Annotated in this window: 13 protein-coding genes; 6 read left to right on the top strand and 7 right to left on the bottom strand. The window is 64.0% G+C overall.

Translation table 11 applies throughout. The features are described 5' to 3' along the window. Positions 1-5: 5 nt before the first annotated feature. Positions 6-1,310, bottom strand: a complete 1,305-nt coding sequence (locus tag GRZ55_RS03415; protein WP_246734465.1) for an ABC transporter substrate-binding protein — start codon at positions 1,308-1,310, stop codon at positions 6-8. Between the two features lie 151 nt (positions 1,311-1,461). Beyond that, on the bottom strand, positions 1,462-2,889 hold the full coding sequence (locus GRZ55_RS03410; protein WP_169285451.1) for a hypothetical protein: 1,428 nt from the start codon (positions 2,887-2,889) through the stop codon (positions 1,462-1,464). A gap of 55 nt (positions 2,890-2,944) precedes the next feature. Here GRZ55_RS03410 and GRZ55_RS03405 point away from each other — a divergent pair, with 55 nt between their 5' ends. Next, entirely contained in the window at positions 2,945-3,631 is a 687-nt protein-coding gene (locus tag GRZ55_RS03405) for a hypothetical protein (protein WP_246734464.1), read from the top strand. Between the two features lie 6 nt (positions 3,632-3,637). Here GRZ55_RS03405 and ppa read toward each other — a convergent pair whose 3' ends face one another. Together ppa and GRZ55_RS03395 are read right to left on the bottom strand one after the other, a co-directional pair. Then, positions 3,638-4,171: an inorganic diphosphatase gene (gene ppa, locus GRZ55_RS03400; protein WP_169285450.1), complete on the bottom strand. Its 534-nt coding sequence runs from the start codon at positions 4,169-4,171 to the stop codon at positions 3,638-3,640. Positions 4,172-4,261: 90 nt separating this feature from the next. Further along, positions 4,262-4,768: a GNAT family N-acetyltransferase gene (locus GRZ55_RS03395; protein WP_169285449.1), complete on the bottom strand. Its 507-nt coding sequence runs from the start codon at positions 4,766-4,768 to the stop codon at positions 4,262-4,264. Positions 4,769-4,910: 142 nt separating this feature from the next. Here GRZ55_RS03395 and GRZ55_RS03390 point away from each other — a divergent pair, with 142 nt between their 5' ends. Genes GRZ55_RS03390 through GRZ55_RS03375 form a run of 4 tightly spaced genes read left to right on the top strand, consistent with a single transcriptional unit; the run spans position 4,911 to position 7,467 of the window. Then, on the top strand, positions 4,911-5,156 hold the full coding sequence (locus GRZ55_RS03390) for a hypothetical protein (RefSeq protein ID WP_169285448.1): 246 nt from the start codon (positions 4,911-4,913) through the stop codon (positions 5,154-5,156). Beyond that, positions 5,153-6,037, top strand: coding sequence for a pyridoxal kinase PdxY (gene pdxY / locus GRZ55_RS03385; RefSeq protein ID WP_169285447.1), 885 nt, complete (start codon positions 5,153-5,155; stop codon positions 6,035-6,037). The genes GRZ55_RS03390 and pdxY overlap by 4 nt, the downstream gene beginning before the upstream one ends. Beyond that, entirely contained in the window at positions 6,034-6,783 is a 750-nt protein-coding gene (locus GRZ55_RS03380) for a DUF429 domain-containing protein (RefSeq protein WP_169285446.1), read from the top strand. The genes pdxY and GRZ55_RS03380 overlap by 4 nt, the downstream gene beginning before the upstream one ends. A 42-nt stretch (positions 6,784-6,825) precedes the next feature. Next, a complete protein-coding gene (locus GRZ55_RS03375) occupies positions 6,826-7,467 on the top strand; it encodes a carbonic anhydrase (protein ID WP_169285445.1) in 642 nt (213 codons plus the stop codon). A gap of 20 nt (positions 7,468-7,487) precedes the next feature. On the opposite strand, the gene GRZ55_RS03370 is transcribed toward GRZ55_RS03375, so the two are convergent. Then, positions 7,488-12,206 carry an NAD-glutamate dehydrogenase gene (locus GRZ55_RS03370; protein WP_246734508.1) on the bottom strand — a complete coding sequence of 1,573 codons (4,719 nt, stop codon included), beginning with the start codon at positions 12,204-12,206 and terminating at the stop codon, positions 7,488-7,490. Between the two features lie 168 nt (positions 12,207-12,374). Between GRZ55_RS03370 and GRZ55_RS03365 the strand changes: the two genes are divergently transcribed. Further along, positions 12,375-12,941 (top strand): peroxidase-related enzyme, encoded by a 567-nt coding sequence (locus tag GRZ55_RS03365; RefSeq protein ID WP_169285443.1) that lies wholly within the window; start codon positions 12,375-12,377, stop codon positions 12,939-12,941. 3 nt (positions 12,942-12,944) lie between these two features. Here GRZ55_RS03365 and GRZ55_RS03360 read toward each other — a convergent pair whose 3' ends face one another. Then, positions 12,945-13,340, bottom strand: coding sequence for a VOC family protein (locus GRZ55_RS03360; RefSeq protein ID WP_169285442.1), 396 nt, complete (start codon positions 13,338-13,340; stop codon positions 12,945-12,947). 41 nt (positions 13,341-13,381) lie between these two features. Beyond that, positions 13,382-15,211 (bottom strand): translational GTPase TypA, encoded by a 1,830-nt coding sequence (gene typA / locus GRZ55_RS03355; RefSeq protein ID WP_169285441.1) that lies wholly within the window; start codon positions 15,209-15,211, stop codon positions 13,382-13,384. Between the last annotated feature and the right edge of the window lie 94 nt (positions 15,212-15,305).

Here is a 15,305-nt window from a genome sequence, read left to right as displayed (position 1 = left end):
CAGTATCAGAGTTCCTGAGTCCGATAGTCGGCTTCCGGCTCGTACATGGAATCTTCAATCGCGGTGCGATGGATGACATCGAGACGCCCGTCGCGCAGGACCGAGATGTTCTGCTGGCCGAAGGATTGGTGGATCTCCGGCACGAAAATCTTGTCGCCCTGGGGATGCTCCTCGCCGGCGTCGAAACGCTCCAGCGCCTCGGTTGCCTCGACCAGCGCGGCGCGGTCGTCGGGCCCGGAATAGCCTGCCGCCTCCATGGCTTCCTTGATGACGAACAAGGTTTCCCAGCAGCCGAACATGTGCGCCGCCGTCGACACGTCATTGGAATCGTTCACCGAGGCACCGCTCTCGTCGATACCGACGGAATCGCGGTAGAAGCGCTCGTAATCCGGGGTATCTTCCTGCAGATAGCGCGGCATGCCCTCCCAGAAGTGGCTGCCCTCGAGGAATTCCAGTCCGGGGCTGTTGACGTCGATGGCTTCCAGCGAATCGATGAAGCCGAAAAGTTCTGGCCCCGTTCCGCCGAAGAACTCACCAAGCTCGCGCACGAAGGTCAGGATCGCGGGCCCGATCATCACATGGTAGATCACGTCGGTTTCCGCCGGGATCTGCGGGAAGTAGCGCGTGAAGGACGTTTCGGTCGGCGGAATCGGGATCTGCGCGATCACCTCGCCGCCCGCCGCCTCGAATACGGGCGGGAAATAGTCGCGGTGGTCATGCCCGAACGCATAGTCGGGATAGATCATGGTGATCTTCTTGCCGACATTGTTGGCCACCCAGGGCGCCACCGCCGACATCTGCGAGCGCACATCGGTAATGCCCGGCTGGAAGCACCAGCGGTTCATGCGGCCCGAAGGAACGTGATAACCTTCCGACACGACGTAATAGGGAACCTTGAGCTCGGCTGCCGTCGGCGCCGAACCGATCACCACGTGGCTGAACAGCGTCCCGTAGACGACATCGACATTGTGCTGGTTGACGAATTTCTCGACCGTCTCGGCGCCGCGACGCGGGTCGGTGCCGTCATCCTCGGTGATGATCTCCAACGGACGGCCGTTGATGCCACCGCGCTCGTTGATCAGGTTCGCAGCGGCCATGGTGGTGCGCTCGTACCAGCGTCCATAGGCGGCGCCGATACCCGTGCGGTGGCACTGGAAACCGATCTTGATGGGTTCGGAAGATTGCGCCTGGGCGTATCTGACGAAGCCCGGGCCAGCCGCGAGTCCCGCAGCGGTGGCACCCATTCCAATGAGCGCGGAACGGCGCGAAATCGACGATTTCTTCGGTCCTGAAGACGTGCTGCTGGTCATCTCGGTTCCCCTTTTGGATCGGCGGTGCCGCTCTTCGTTCTTCCCCTCGCGGACCTCCATCCCCTCCGGGAAAATCGCTTGTGTACAAACTAAATCACCAATCTGACGCACTGGCAAGAAGTTGATGACCCAGCGTCAGGGCAGCCTGTCGTTAGGCCGCGGGAGAGGAGAGCAGCCAAAGGCCGAAGACGGTGTAGAAGACCATCAGCAAGGCGAGCCCGATCTGGCTCAACGCAGCCTTGCGCGCATCGCCGTGGATCTGAAACGCGATCACATGCGCCATCGCGATCGCCACGAGATGACCCAGGATGATGGCACCCGCCTGGATGTTCCAGAACACCCAGGTGGCCTGTGCGCCCAGCACGATTCCGGCCTGCACATGCATCCCTGCGGTGCCGAACAGGTCCCAGCCTTTCATGAGGGGGTCCGAAAGCGCAGCCAGCGCATATTGTCCCTCGACCAGGAGCGCGCTGAGATAATGCGCGAAATGGTAGACGAGGGAGATCGGGATGATCGACCAGACCAGGCGCCCCGCTGCCTCTGCGAACGGCACTTTTGGTCCCGCGAGTCTTTCGCCAATCCAGACGCTGGCGAAAAACGCGCCGGACAGCAAAGCAAAACTCGCGACGAGCCCGACCGTGTTGGGCACCATCACGTCCGTGCGTCCCGGGAACTCGAGCGGATTGATGCCGATGGTCGACAGCCAGAAGAAGGTCAGCAGAAGACCGTCGAAGGACACGGTGGAAAGCGCCAGCAGCAGGAATGCGGCGCCGGACAGGGGCAGCGGTGCCGCGGCGGCGATTTTCGCTCCGGGCCAGCACAGCCGCACGCGCCGCCTTCCGGCCTCGGGCTCGGCGGCCTCGATCACACCCATCCGCGCGATCATGCCCAAAAACACGCTCAGGCATTCGCCGCGCCGGGTCCATTCCTCATAGCCGAAGATCACGGTGGCAACGATGTTGGCCGCGAGATAGACCGCCAGCACCAGGGCAAGCCGCTCGGGATCGTCTGGGGCGGGATAGATCAGTTCGAACCAGGCGAAACATGCAAACAGGACGATCGCCGGCCAGTAGCCAAGACGCTGCGGCAGAACGATCATGGGAGCCGGCGACCCCCGCAGCGCGGCCACCACCCGCCACGGCGCGTAGAGCGGATTGATCCACCACCAGAAATTTCCGAATACGCCCTGCAGCAAGGTCAGCCCGATCCAGAAGACGGTCCAGACCATCAGCGGCAGCGGATTTGACAGGGGGTCCCGGCTTCCGGCCATCCCCACATAGATCAGGAACAGAACCAGCATCAGGCAAAAGAGAGAACCGGGGACTCTTGGCCAGGCCGGCAGCCAGAATTCGCCCGCACGCCGCCCTATCCGACGCTCCAGCGGGCCGGGTGGAACAAGCGCGAGCACGACGAAGCTCAGCGCCACCGCAATGGCACCGCCCAGGAGATAGTAGCCCGTGGGCAGGATCATGATGTGGGCGCGGTCGCCCGCATGTGCGAATGCCTGATCTGGCGAATGGAGCAGAAGGGCGGATGCCACGATGACCAGCGCGGGCATCATGCGTTCGCGCACCTGCATCTTTCTTCCCACCACGACGAGAGCCCCCGCAAACAGCCGGGCTGCACGCTGACAGATGGCCAGCCATACGCCAATACAAAATGCGTGCGCGCGCCTGCCCGCGGTATTATCCTTCATTCCGGAAACGGGAAGGAGAGATCGCTTGCGCCTCACGATCGCGCTGGCCGCTTTTGTCGGCCTTACCTTGCCGGCTTTCGCCTCCGGCATCACCAGCGAATACACTCAGATCGACACCGAGACCGACTGTGTGGTCGTGCGGTCCGCCGATGATGGAGAAGGCGATTGGGCCGACCTCGTCTGCCCGGGCTACAAGGGCTATCCGGTGCTGGTCTTCTATTCGGACCTGCGGGAATCGGTTTTCTACGGCTTTCCGCCGGCGTTCGAGCGGGTTCCCGATTTCATGAGTTTCGTCGGCTTCAACTTTGCCGGACCCACCATCGAGTGGCGCCTGCACCAGCGCGGCGAAACGGCCGTGCCGTTCGCGTCCATCCACCGCTGGTTCGTGTCCGATCCGGAGTTCCCGGGCGACGATACCGAGGTGCTGGTCGTGCGCAAGGTGGCGCAACTGGACCAGCGCCAGGGCTGCGTGACCGGTTTCGTGGTGGCCTCGGGCAATGCGGATGCCAACGAGCAGGCACGCCGCCTCGCCGACGAGCAGGCTCGCGATTTTGCCTGCGGTGCCGATCAGCCGACCGTCCTGTCCGGCTCAGTGCCCTTGCCGGACTTCACGCTCGGTCAGTGAAACAGCTCAACTTTTCTTCTTGGCCCGCTCGATGGCAGCGGTGATCATCGCGCGTGCTGCCGAGGCATCCTGCCAATCGCCGATCTTGACCCATTTGCCGGGCTCCAGATCCTTGTAGTGCTCGAAGAAATGCTCGATCTGCTTCAGGGTGATCGCGGGCAGATCGCTGATGTCCTTGACCGTGTCATATCGCTGGGTCAGGTGCGGCGAAGGAACGGCGACGATCTTCTCGTCCTGGCCCGAATTGTCTTCCATCACGAGCACGCCGACCGGCCGTACATTGATGACGCAACCGGGGACGAGCGGGCGCGTGTTGCACACCAGCACATCGATCGGGTCTCCGTCCTCCGAGAGCGTATGCGGCACGAAGCCGTAATTCCCGGGATAGGTCATCGGTGTGTAGAGGAAGCGATCGACGACGAGCGTACCCGCCTCCTTGTCCATCTCGTACTTGATCGGCTGGCCGCCGACAGGCACCTCGATGATGACGTTGACGTCCTCTGGCGGATTGTTGCCGATCGAAATCGCGTCTATGCGCATTTGGCGCTTACCCTCGCAGTTGAAAATCTCCGGCAGGCGATAGCCCGTCGCGGCATGAGATGCAAACACAAGGGACGGCTCCCAAGCCGATCAGTGCCAGACGAAGGCTACCTTCTTGAGGGCCTTCTGCTCGAATATCTCGACACCCTCGGCCACGTCGCGCCCGCCCGCTCCGGCATAAAACGCCATGGCGCCGGTGTTTTCCTCGAGCGCCCAGACAACGAGCCCGTCCAGCCCATGGGCGGAAAGCTTGTCGCGCGCCGCCTTGAACAGCCTGGTGCCGATTCCGACGCCCTGATATTCGGGCTTGAGGTAAAGTTCGTAGATTTCGCCGCCCTGGTCGAGGTCGCGCGAACGGTTGCGGCCGAGAGTGGCGTATCCGACGATGTCGCCACCGATCTCCACAACGAGAATCGAAGCCGCCTTGCCGATCGCGTTCGCCCACCATTTGGTCCCGCGTCGGTTAAGCATGCCTATCAGCGATTTGTGCGGGATGATGCCTGAATAGGCGCCGGCCCAAGCCTGATGATGGACGGTGGCGATGCCATCCGCATCTCGCGGTTCAGCCTTGCGTATGTCTACGGACAGCGTCTTCATGATTTGTTAACTCTATCCGCCGAACGGCAGCCCCGGCAAGAGTCGGCGTGCATGGAGCCGGGGTTTCGCACAGCCGGCAGGCCAAGCGACCCCTGTCGCGACAGTCGCCGAAAAGCTATTGTGGTCGCGGGGAAGGATGAGAATGACCAGAAAACCGCATCACGACGAGGCCGAATCGCGTCGCATCATCAACCGCGTCGGCGCCGAGACCGAGGCAACCATGGTGCAGAAGGCCAGGCGCCGCGTCAGCGACCACATGGCCGCGCGAGACGCCCCCGAGGACGACTGGGTCGAAGTCTGGGGCAGCCGGATCGGCCGCGCCCTCGGCGTGGTGTTCTTTCTCGGACTGGTCGTCTGGCTGGTCTTCTTTGTGGTACCAGCCCTTTGACGACGAACGACAACCTGCCGCCACGCCGCAAGGCGGTGGTCGCCATCTCGAGCCATGTCGCGCGTGGCGGGGTGGGAAACCGCGCCATCGTTTTTGCGCTGGAAACGCTGGGACATCCCGTGTGGGCGGTCCCGACCATCTTCCTGCCCTGGCATCCGGGCCACGGACCGGCCACGCGCATCGTCCCGGAGCCGCATCAGTTCGAGGCGCTGCTGGAAGATCTGGCGCGCGCGCCCTGGCTCGGCGAGGTCGGCGCGGTCATGACCGGCTATCTTGGCCACCCTTCCCAGGCGGCGGCCGCCGCGCGCCTCGTTAAGGCCGTACACGCCACGAACCCCGCTGCGCTCTATCTTTGCGATCCCGTCATTGGCGACGCCGGCGGCCTCTATGTCCCCGAAGCCACGGCGGCCGCGATCCGCGACCGTCTCCTGCCGCTGGCCGACATCGCCACGCCCAACCTCTTCGAACTGGGCTGGCTGACAGGCATGGACACCTCGAGCCAGGAGGCCGCACTGCAGGCGGCCGCAGCACTTCCGCCGCCGACCGTGGTCGTGACCTCGACACCGGGCACGCGCGATGACCGCATCGGCAATCTGCTGGTGGAAGAAGGCCGCGCGACACTGTTCGAGCACGAGCGACTGGTCCGTCCGCCCAATGGGCCGGGCGATCTTACCGCCGCGCTCATCCTTGCGGGCATGCTCCAGGGCGGGACGGCCCACGATGCGGTCGAGCGTGCCACCCGGGGCGTCTATTCCGTTCTGCGCGCGGCGGTGAGGCGCGGCGCAGACGAACTGGCGCTCGCCACCGACGCCGCCTTGCTGGCCGAGCCGGATGCACGGGTAACGACCCATGAGGTTGCGTTGGTAGGCGACAAAGGGTGATTGCCGGCGCCGACGGCTGCAAGACGGGCTGGATCGCGGTCCTGAGGGACGGCGCAGAGACGGTGGCACGTATCTTCGCTCATTTCGAGCAACTGGTCGACGCCCTGCCGGACGATGCCGTCATTGCCGTCGACATGCCGATCGGGCTTCCGGAACGCATCGGCAGAGGCGGCCGTGGGCCGGAAAGCCTGATCCGTCCGCTTCTCGGCCAGCGCCAGTCCAGCGTGTTCCAGATCCCCTCCCGCGCCGCTGTCTACGCGGAGCGCGGCCTCTTCGAAAATGCAAACGAGCTGCGCGATGCCCATGCCCGCGCCAGCACCGTCGCCCGACAGACATCCGAACCTGCGAAATCCGTTTCGATCCAGGCCTTCTGCCTGTTTCCCAAGATACGCGAGATCGACCGGCTGCTCATCGACCGGCCGGAGCTGCACGCCCGCGTCATCGAAGCCCACCCCGAACTCGCCTTCTGGCGCCTCAATGGCGAACGCGCGATGTCCCTGCCCAAGAAGATCAAGGGCAAGGTGAATCCGGCCGGAATGGAGGAGCGCAAGACGCTTCTTGAGAGCCAGGGCATCCCTCGCGACCTTCTCGAGGGCCTGCCGCCGAAGGGCGTGGGTGAGGATGACCTCCTGGACGCAGCCGCGATGCTCTTGATAGCGGCGCGCCATGCGCAAGGCCTCGCGATTCCTTTCCCCGATCCGCCGCATGCCGATGCGCACGGCATCCCGATCGCCATCTGGGCGTAAGTGCGGATTGCCACGACAGTCGCATGGCTTTATGGGCAGGCCATGGCGACTTTTCCGGACCATCTGATCGCGGGCTACCGCAACTTCACCGTTGGCCGCCTGGCCAGCGAGCGCGAACGGTATCGCGAACTCGCACGCGATGGGCAGAGGCCCGAGACGATGGTGATTGCCTGCTGCGATTCGCGGGCAGCGCCCGAAACCATTTTCGATTCACCGCCCGGCGAGCTCTTTGTCGTGCGCAATGTCGCCAACCTCGTCCCGCCCTACGAGCCGGACGGCCAGTATCATGCGACCTCGGCCGCTCTCGAATTCGCCGTCTACAGCCTCAAGGTCAAGACGATCCTCGTGCTGGGCCACGGCCGCTGCGGCGGCATCAAGGCCGCTCTCGACCCGGCGGGGGAGCCCCTCTCCTCGGGCGATTTCATCGGCAAATGGATGAGCATGCTGACGCCGGTCGCGGCCTCCGTCTCGGGCAACGAACTGATGACCCAGGGCGAGAGGCAGACGGCGCTCGAACGCATCTCCATCCGCCATTCCATCGCCAATCTGCGAAGCTTTCCGCAGATCGCCGAGATGGAGGCCGAGGGCCGGCTCCAGATCTGCGGTGCCTGGTTCGACATCCTGTCGGGCGAATTGTGGATCATGAACGAGGCCGGAGACTTCGAACGTCCCGACCCCGAATGATGAAGGCGGAGCCCTTCCGCCTAGGACAGATCCGACATCAGGCCGGCGGCCACTGACAGGCGCGAGACGGAGATGTCGCCGGTTTCGGTCAGCGCCTTCAGGCGGTCGCGCGCCCGCGCGATCGTTCCACCGCCTGCCTCCAGCCATTCGGCCACGGGTTCCGACGATTTGGGGTAGGCCTGCAGCGCGGCAACCGCGATGCCCCGGCGTGCGTCGCCGATCGCGTCGCGGGCCCGCGTCAGCGCCAGACCGTCATAATAGTCCGTCACCCCGATGCCGCGGGCCGCTTCCGCTATACGGCCGATGCGGAACGCCTCGGTCACCGCGAAGAAGGCATGGGCAGCGGCCGTGAGATCGGCGCCCGAACGGGTCGCGACCAGGACGATGTCCGGAATGAACTCGCTGATATGCAGGAAGGCGATGCGCCGGGCCAGTTCCTCGGGCGCACCGTCACGGAACATGGCATGAGCCACCTCCTCCAGATGCGCGCGCGTGAACTCCGGCGCCATCGACGCCAGTTTGGGTTCCAGCGTGCGTCTGGCAGCCTTCAGGCCTCCGATGCGTTCGGCCAGCGTCTCGCCGGGATAATCGTTCTTCAGGAACCAGGCCGACTGGACATGCACGAGGCGGCCGACGCCTTGGTAGAGCTCGGTCTGGGCCCGGCTTTCCACTTTGTTGTCGAGATCGTCGATCGCCGCATAGAGCTCGTTGAGTTCGAAGCCCTCGCGGACCGCCAGATACGCGCCGACCGTCTCGGCGGCCGATTTGGCGCACAGATCTTGCAGGCGGCTGACGAAGGAGGGGCCGCCCCGGTTGATGGCATCGTTGGCGATCTGCGTGGCGATGATCTCGCGACGCAGCCTGTGCTCGCGCATCCGCGCGCCGTGCCGCTTGTCCATCCGCCCGGGGAAATAGCTGACCAGATCAGGCTCCAGGCAGGGATCGTCCGGCAGGTCGCTTGCCACCAGATCGTCGAAGAGAACGAGCTTGGCATAGGCCAGCAGGACGCCGATCTCGGCGCGTGTCAGGCCCCGATTGTCCTTCTGGCGCTCCGCCATCTCCTGCGAGGAGGGCAGCTGCTCGACCTCGCGGTCGAGGAGACCGCGCGCCTCGAGCGCTTCCATGAAGCGTTCCTGATGGCCAAGATCCGCTGCACCGCGGTCCGCGGTCAGCGAGATGGCCAGCGTCTGGCGGTAGTTATTGGCCAGAACCAGCCGGGCCACGTCTTCCGTCATCTCGGAGAGAAGCTTGTTGCGCTTCTCGCGGGTCAGCCCGTCCTTGCGCATGGCGGCGGCGAGCGGGATCTTGATGTTGACCTCGACGTCGGACGAGTTCACGCCCGCCGAATTGTCGATGGCGTCGGAATTGCAGCGCCCGCCATTCAGCCCGTATTCGATCCGGGCCTTCTGGGTCATGCCGAGATTGGCGCCCTCGCCGATGACCTTGGCGCGAAGCTCGCGCCCGGTGATGCGAATCGCGTCGTTGGTCTTGTCGCCGACGTCGGCATTGGATTCGTCACGTGCCCGCACATAGGTGCCGATGCCGCCAAACCACATCAGGTCGACCGGCGCCTTGAGAATGGCGGTCAGCACCTCGACCGGCGAGGCGGTGGTCTTGGCCAGCCCGATCGCATCGGCGGCCGCCTGCGACAGCGTGATCGATTTCTGGGACCGCGAAACGATGATGCCGCCTTGCGACAGCTTGGCCCTGTCATAGTCCTGCCAGCTCGATTGACCTTTCTCGAACAGCCGCTTGCGCTCGTCGAAGGAGCTTTCGGAATCCGGGTCGGGATCGATGAAGATGTCGCGGTGGTCGAAGGCGGCCACCAGCCTGATGCAGGGGGACAAGAGCATGCCGTTGCCGAACACGTCGCCCGACATGTCGCCGACACCCGCCACCGTGAAGGGTTCTTCCTGGATGTTGCGGTCCATCTCGCGGAAGTGCCGCTTCACCGCCTCCCATGCGCCACGCGCCGTGATGCCCATGACCTTGTGGTCGTAGCCGGCAGACCCGCCCGAGGCGAAGGCGTCGTCGAGCCAGAAGCCATGCGCCTGGCTGATCGCATTGGCCGTATCGGAGAAGGTCGCCGTGCCCTTGTCCGCCGCCACCACGAAATACGGGTCGTCGCCGTCCCGGCGTGCGACGCCCGACGGCGGCACGACCCTGTCGCCGTCCAGATTGTCGGTGATCGACAGGAGGCTGGAGATGAAATTCACATAGGCTTTGCGGCCGGCCTCGAAGACTTCCTGACGGCTGCCTCCTGCCGGCAATTGCTTGGGATAGAAGCCGCCTTTTGCGCCCACCGGCACGATGACGGCGTTCTTGACCTGCTGTGCCTTCACCAGGCCAAGCACCTCCGTACGGTAGTCCTGAGCCCGATCAGACCAGCGCAGCCCACCGCGCGCCACCGGCCCGAAGCGCAGATGAACGCCCTCGACTTCCGGGCCGTAGACGAATATTTCCCGCCAGGGACGAGGTTGTGGGAGACCGGTCACAGCCTCCGAATCGAGCTTCAGAGCCAGCGAGACCCGCTCCCGATCCAGATCGGCGTAGAAATTGGTCCTGAGCGTGCAGTCGATGAGGTTCTTGTAGCGCCGGATGATCGTGTCGTCGTCGATGAGCGGCACCTCTTCGAGCGACGTCTCGATGGCCTTTTCGGCCTTCTCGGCCGCCGAGCCACGTTCCGGCCCGGGTTCGAAGCGGGCGGCAAACAGAGCCAGCAGCTGGCGGGTTATCTCGGGATACCGGTTCAGGGTGGAAGCGATGAAATCCTGATTCTGCGGGATACCGGCCTGCTGGAGGTAGCGGCCATAGGCGCGCAGCAGTGATATCTGGCGGGCACCAAGCCCCGCGGTCTGGACCAGCACCGAGTATCCATCGCCGTCCGTATCCCCCGTCCAGGCCGACAGGAAGACCTCTGTCAGAAGCGCGCCGCCATCCGACAGATCGATTGCCCCACCCGACCCGCTTTCCAGTTCCATGTCGTGGACGAAAACCGTGTCCTCGGTGGCCGCAGCTACTTCGAAGGTTCGCTCGCTGATGACGCGAAAGCCCATATGTTCCAGCAAGGGTACCCTTCGCGACAGGGAAACGGGCTCGCCAAGGTGGTAGATTTTCAACCCCACCGCACTTTTTGAAGCGGATTCCACGGCGTAGAAATCAATGGCGATCGGCTTGTCCGCCGAGACGCCTTCTATGCGCGCGGCATCGGCAAGCGCGGTCTCGGGCGGAAAGCTGTTGCGATAGCTGTCGGGCATGCGCATCGCGATCTCCGCCAGCCGGGGGTCGGCCTGCGCATCTGTCACGGCCTCGCGGATCGCGTCTTCCCAGGTGCGCACGATGCCGCGGATCGCCGCTTCCAGCGTCTCCTGGCGGGGTTTGGGCGTCTTGCCGCCGCGCCGCCCGATGATGAAATGAACCCGCGCCAGCGTGCCCTCGGGGAAGGCCGGATAGTAGGCGGAGATGTGCCCGTCGAAGGCTTCTGCCAGATAGGCGCCGATCTTCTGGCGAATTTCGGAATCGTAGCGGTCGCGCGGCACAAAGACGAGGGCGGAGACGAAGCGGTCGAACTGATCGACGCGGTAGAGCACCCGCACCCGCGGACGCTCGCCCAGCGCCAGAATGGCCATTGCGTTCCGCCGGAGGGAGCTGACATCGATCTGGAACAGCTCGTCGCGCGGATAGGATTCCAGCACGTTGATCAGCGCCTTGCCGGAATGATCCGTCGCGTCGAACCCGGATTTCTCGATCACCGCCTGCACCTTGGAGCGCAGATACGGGATCTTGAGGACCGAGCGCGTATAGGCCGTTGAGGTGAACAGGCCGACGATGCGCAACTCTCCCAGCAACCGGCCCTTCGCATCGAACAGCTTGATCCCGACATAGTCGAGATAGATCCGGCGGTGGACGACCGACTTGGCGTTGGCCTTGGTCACGATAAGCGGTTCGGGGCCATGCAGGAACTCGCGGATCTCCGGAGAAGCGGTGACCGGCTGGTCGCCGCGCCTGAGCACCAGCACGTCGGGATCGTGAAGGATGCCGAGACCGGGCTTGCGCATGCGCTCCAGAACGCCGCTTTCCTCGCCGCCCCTGTAGCGATACTCGCGAACGCCCAGGAAGGTGAAATTGTCGTCGCGAAGCCACTCGAGGAAGGCGATGGCCTCGGCCACGTCCTTCTCGGCCATCGGAACGGGCGCGTAGCGGAAATCGCTGATCGCCTGGTCAAGGCGCGCCAGCATCGGCTTCCAGTCCGATACCGCGGCGCGAACCTTCTTCAGCACCCCCCGAAGCTGTTCTGCCAATGCCTTGCATTCGGCATCGCTGCGGCGCGGGATGTGCACATGGATGAGGCTGACGCGGTCGACGCCGTCATCCGCCTTGCCCGAACCCGCATCGCCCAGGAGCTCGCTGACGCCATTCTTGCCGTGCTTGACGGCCAGCACGGGGTGCAACACCAGAGCCGGCTCTCCCACCGACTGCGTGATCTCACCCATGACCGAGTTGAACAGGAAGGGCATGTTGTCATTGACGATGGTGACGACGCTCATCGCGCGCCCCTGGCGCTCGATTCCGGTGTCGTTCTTCACCGCGACGAGGCTTTCGCCGGCCTTGTGTTTGGCAAGAAGCGCCCACGCCATTTCCGCCGTGGCGGCCAGGGTGGCTGCGTCGTACGGCGCCAGATCCTCCGCCGGGGCATGCGCCTTCAGATAATCGAGCAGTATCGCGGCCGACTTGCTCATCTTGCCTGTCGTTCCCGATCTTGCCTCGGTGTCTCGCCTAACGGCCATGCAGCCCTCCCGCCTGTCGTCTTTTGGAACTATGGTAGCAGACCGCTCGCGTTTGACGACCCGTGCCACGATGCCGGTCACCGTCTATCGCAGAAAACCGGTACAGGGAGGGTAAACGGCATGACGAAGAAGGTGGTTGCGCTTGAATTGGAGGCCGACAGCGAGCTGTCCGAGGCCACGAAGGCCTATTTCGACAAATGTCGGGAGAAGCTTGGCCTCGTGCCGAACGTGCTTCTGGCCTACGCGTTCGACGACAGGAAGCTGCGCGCCTTCACCGACATGTACAACGATCTGATGCTGGGCGATTCGGGGCTGAGCAAGCTGGAGCGCGAAATGATCGCGGTCGCCGTGTCATCGGTTAATCACTGCTATTACTGCCTGACCGCCCATGGCGCCGCTGTGCGGCAGCTATCCGGCGACCCCAGGCTCGGCGAACAGATGGCCATGAACTATCGCGCGGCCGAGCTTTCGAGCCGGCAGAAGGCGATGCTCGATTTCGCGGTGAAGCTCACCGAACGGCCTGACATGATGGAGGAAAGCGACCGCCAGGCCCTGCGCGATGCCGGTTTCAGCGACCGCGACATCTGGGACATCGCCTCGGTGGCCGCCTTCTTCAACATGTCGAACCGCGTCGCCGCCGCCGTCGACATGCGCCCGAACGACGCCTACCACACCATGGCGCGGTGAGCCCTAAAGATACCGCCCGCCCCGCTGCAGGACCTCGATTTCGTAGCCGTCGGGATCCTGGATGAAGAAGAAGCGCGCGATGACATCGCCGGCTGGGGCGAAATCGACCAGCTTGCGTGGCGAGAGCCCGGCATCGGTCAGCCGCCTGTGCTCGGCGTCGACATCCTCGACCGAAAAGGCGAGGTGGCCGTAGCCGTCGCCCAGATCATAGGCCTCTTCGCGGCCCTTGTTGACCGTCAGTTCCAGCTCGAAACCCGTCTCTGAATTGGACAGGTAGATCAGGGTGAATGTCTCGAAATCCAGCCTCTCGGCGACTTCAAGTCCGAAGGCCTTCTTGTAGAACTCCACCGAACGCCCTTCCTCGAGCACGCGGATCATCGAGTGGATCATCTTGGCCATGAGGGTTTCCTCTCGTGGTTGGATGGGGTCGCGAAGGCCGCTCAGGCAACGCTGGGAGTCTTGGACGACTTTTCAAAGCGCTTTCGCTCATGCGGGTCGAGATAGAGCTTCCTCAGCCTTATCGACTTCGGCGTCACCTCGACCAGCTCGTCGTCCTGGATCCAGGCGAGAGCCCGCTCCAGCGTCATGCGGATCGGGGGGGTCAGCTTCACGGCCTCGTCCTTGCCGGCGGCGCGGATATTGGTCAGCTTCTTGCCCTTGAGCACATTGACCTCGAGATCGTTGTCGCGGGAGTGGATGCCGATGATCATGCCGGCATAGACCTTGACGCCGGCATCGATGACCATGGGCCCGCGATCCTCGAGATTCCACATCGCAAAGGCAACGGATTCGCCCTGGTCGTTGGAGATCAGCACGCCGTTGTTACGGCCCGCCATCTCGCCTTTGTAAGGCTGGTAGGAATGGAAGAGGCGGTTCATCACGGCCGTGCCGCGGGTATCCGTCAAAAGCTCCGACTGGTAGCCGATGAGCCCGCGCGTGGGGGCGTGGAAGACCAGGCGCTGGCGGTCGCCGCCCGACGGCTTCAGCTCGACCATCTCGGCCTTGCGCTCGGACATCTTCTGCACGACGACGCCGGAATGCTCCTCGTCGACGTCGATGACGACTTCCTCGATCGGCTCCAGAACGTCGCCATTCTCGTCCTTCTGCATGACGACGCGCGGGCGCGAGACGGCCAGTTCGAAGCCTTCCCGGCGCATCGTCTCGATCAGGACGGCAAGCTGCAGCTCCCCGCGACCGGAGACGTAGAAGGAATCCTTGTCCTCGGCTTCCTCGATCTTGAGCGCGACATTGCCCTCGGCCTCCTTCAGGAGGCGGTCGCGAATGACGCGGCTTGTGACCTTGTCGCCCTCGGTGCCGGCCAGCGGGCTGTCGTTGACGATGAAGGACATGGTGACGGTGGGCGGATCGATCGGCTGCGCGTGCAGCGGCTCGCTTACCGACGGATCGCAGAACGTATCGGCCACGGTGCCCTTGGAGAGGCCAGCAATCGCCACGATGTCGCCTGCCTGCGCCTCATCGATGGGCTGGCGCTCGAGACCCCGGAAGGCGAGGATCTTCGAGACGCGGCCCGTCTCGACCAGCGAGCCGTCATTCGCCAGCACCTTCACGGCCTGGTTCGACTTCAAGGTGCCAGATTCGATGCGGCCGGTGATGACGCGGCCAAGGAATGGATTGGCTTCAAGAAGCGTGCCGATCATCCGGAACGGACCGGGGTGGACGGTCGGCGCCGGTACGTGCTTGACGATGAGGTCGAAAAGCGGCGCGAGGCCGTCATCCTTGGGACCTTCCGGGTTTTCCGACACCCAGCCGTCGCGCCCGGACCCGTAGAGGATCGGGAAGTCGAGCTGTTCGTCGGTCGCATCGAGTGCAGCAAACAGGTCGAACACCTCATTGACCACCTCGACATGGCGGGCATCGGGACGGTCGATCTTGTTGATGACGACGATGGGCCTCAGCCCGACCTTGAGCGCCTTGCCGACCACGAATTTGGTCTGCGGCATCGGGCCTTCGGCCGCATCCACCAGCACGATGGCGGAATCGACCATCGACAGGATACGCTCCACCTCGCCGCCGAAATCGGCGTGACCGGGCGTGTCCACGATGTTGATACGATAATCCTTCCAGTCGACCGAGGTCGCCTTGGCCAGGATCGTGATGCCGCGTTCCTTCTCGAGATCGTTGGAATCCATCGCCCGTTCGGCGACGCGCTGGTTCTCTCGGAAAGAACCGGCCTGCTTGAGAAGCTCGTCCACGAGAGTGGTCTTGCCATGGTCGACGTGCGCGATAATCGCGATGTTGCGGAGATTCATGTTCTCTCTCGGAAGCTGTTTCAATCCCGTCGGCGACCTGCTGGTCAGCCGCGCCGCCGGTTGTGCCGGGGCCGGATCGGTTTCGGTCGCGCTG

Origin of the sequence: Chelativorans sp. ZYF759 (assembly GCF_012911015.1) — a bacterium.
Lineage (GTDB): Bacteria > Pseudomonadota > Alphaproteobacteria > Rhizobiales > Rhizobiaceae > ZYF759.
The sequence above is the reverse complement of the archived record's forward strand: the minus strand, read 5'-3'. Positions and strand labels throughout refer to the sequence as shown.

Coding starts and splice junctions, on each gene's coding strand:
- GRZ55_RS03375 (WP_169285445.1), top strand. CDS start 6,826: ATGGCGACTTTTCCGGACCATCTGATCGCGGGCTACCGCAACTTCACC.
- GRZ55_RS03405 (WP_246734464.1), top strand. CDS start 2,945: ATGGCCAGCCATACGCCAATACAAAATGCGTGCGCGCGCCTGCCCGCG.
- GRZ55_RS03415 (WP_246734465.1), bottom strand. CDS start 1,310: ATGACCAGCAGCACGTCTTCAGGACCGAAGAAATCGTCGATTTCGCGC.
- GRZ55_RS03360 (WP_169285442.1), bottom strand. CDS start 13,340: ATGGCCAAGATGATCCACTCGATGATCCGCGTGCTCGAGGAAGGGCGT.
- GRZ55_RS03365 (WP_169285443.1), top strand. CDS start 12,375: ATGACGAAGAAGGTGGTTGCGCTTGAATTGGAGGCCGACAGCGAGCTG.
- GRZ55_RS03390 (WP_169285448.1), top strand. CDS start 4,911: ATGACCAGAAAACCGCATCACGACGAGGCCGAATCGCGTCGCATCATC.
- ppa (WP_169285450.1), bottom strand. CDS start 4,171: ATGCGCATAGACGCGATTTCGATCGGCAACAATCCGCCAGAGGACGTC.
- GRZ55_RS03410 (WP_169285451.1), bottom strand. CDS start 2,889: ATGCAGGTGCGCGAACGCATGATGCCCGCGCTGGTCATCGTGGCATCC.
- typA (WP_169285441.1), bottom strand. CDS start 15,211: ATGAATCTCCGCAACATCGCGATTATCGCGCACGTCGACCATGGCAAG.
- GRZ55_RS03395 (WP_169285449.1), bottom strand. CDS start 4,768: ATGAAGACGCTGTCCGTAGACATACGCAAGGCTGAACCGCGAGATGCG.
- GRZ55_RS03370 (WP_246734508.1), bottom strand. CDS start 12,206: ATGAGCAAGTCGGCCGCGATACTGCTCGATTATCTGAAGGCGCATGCC.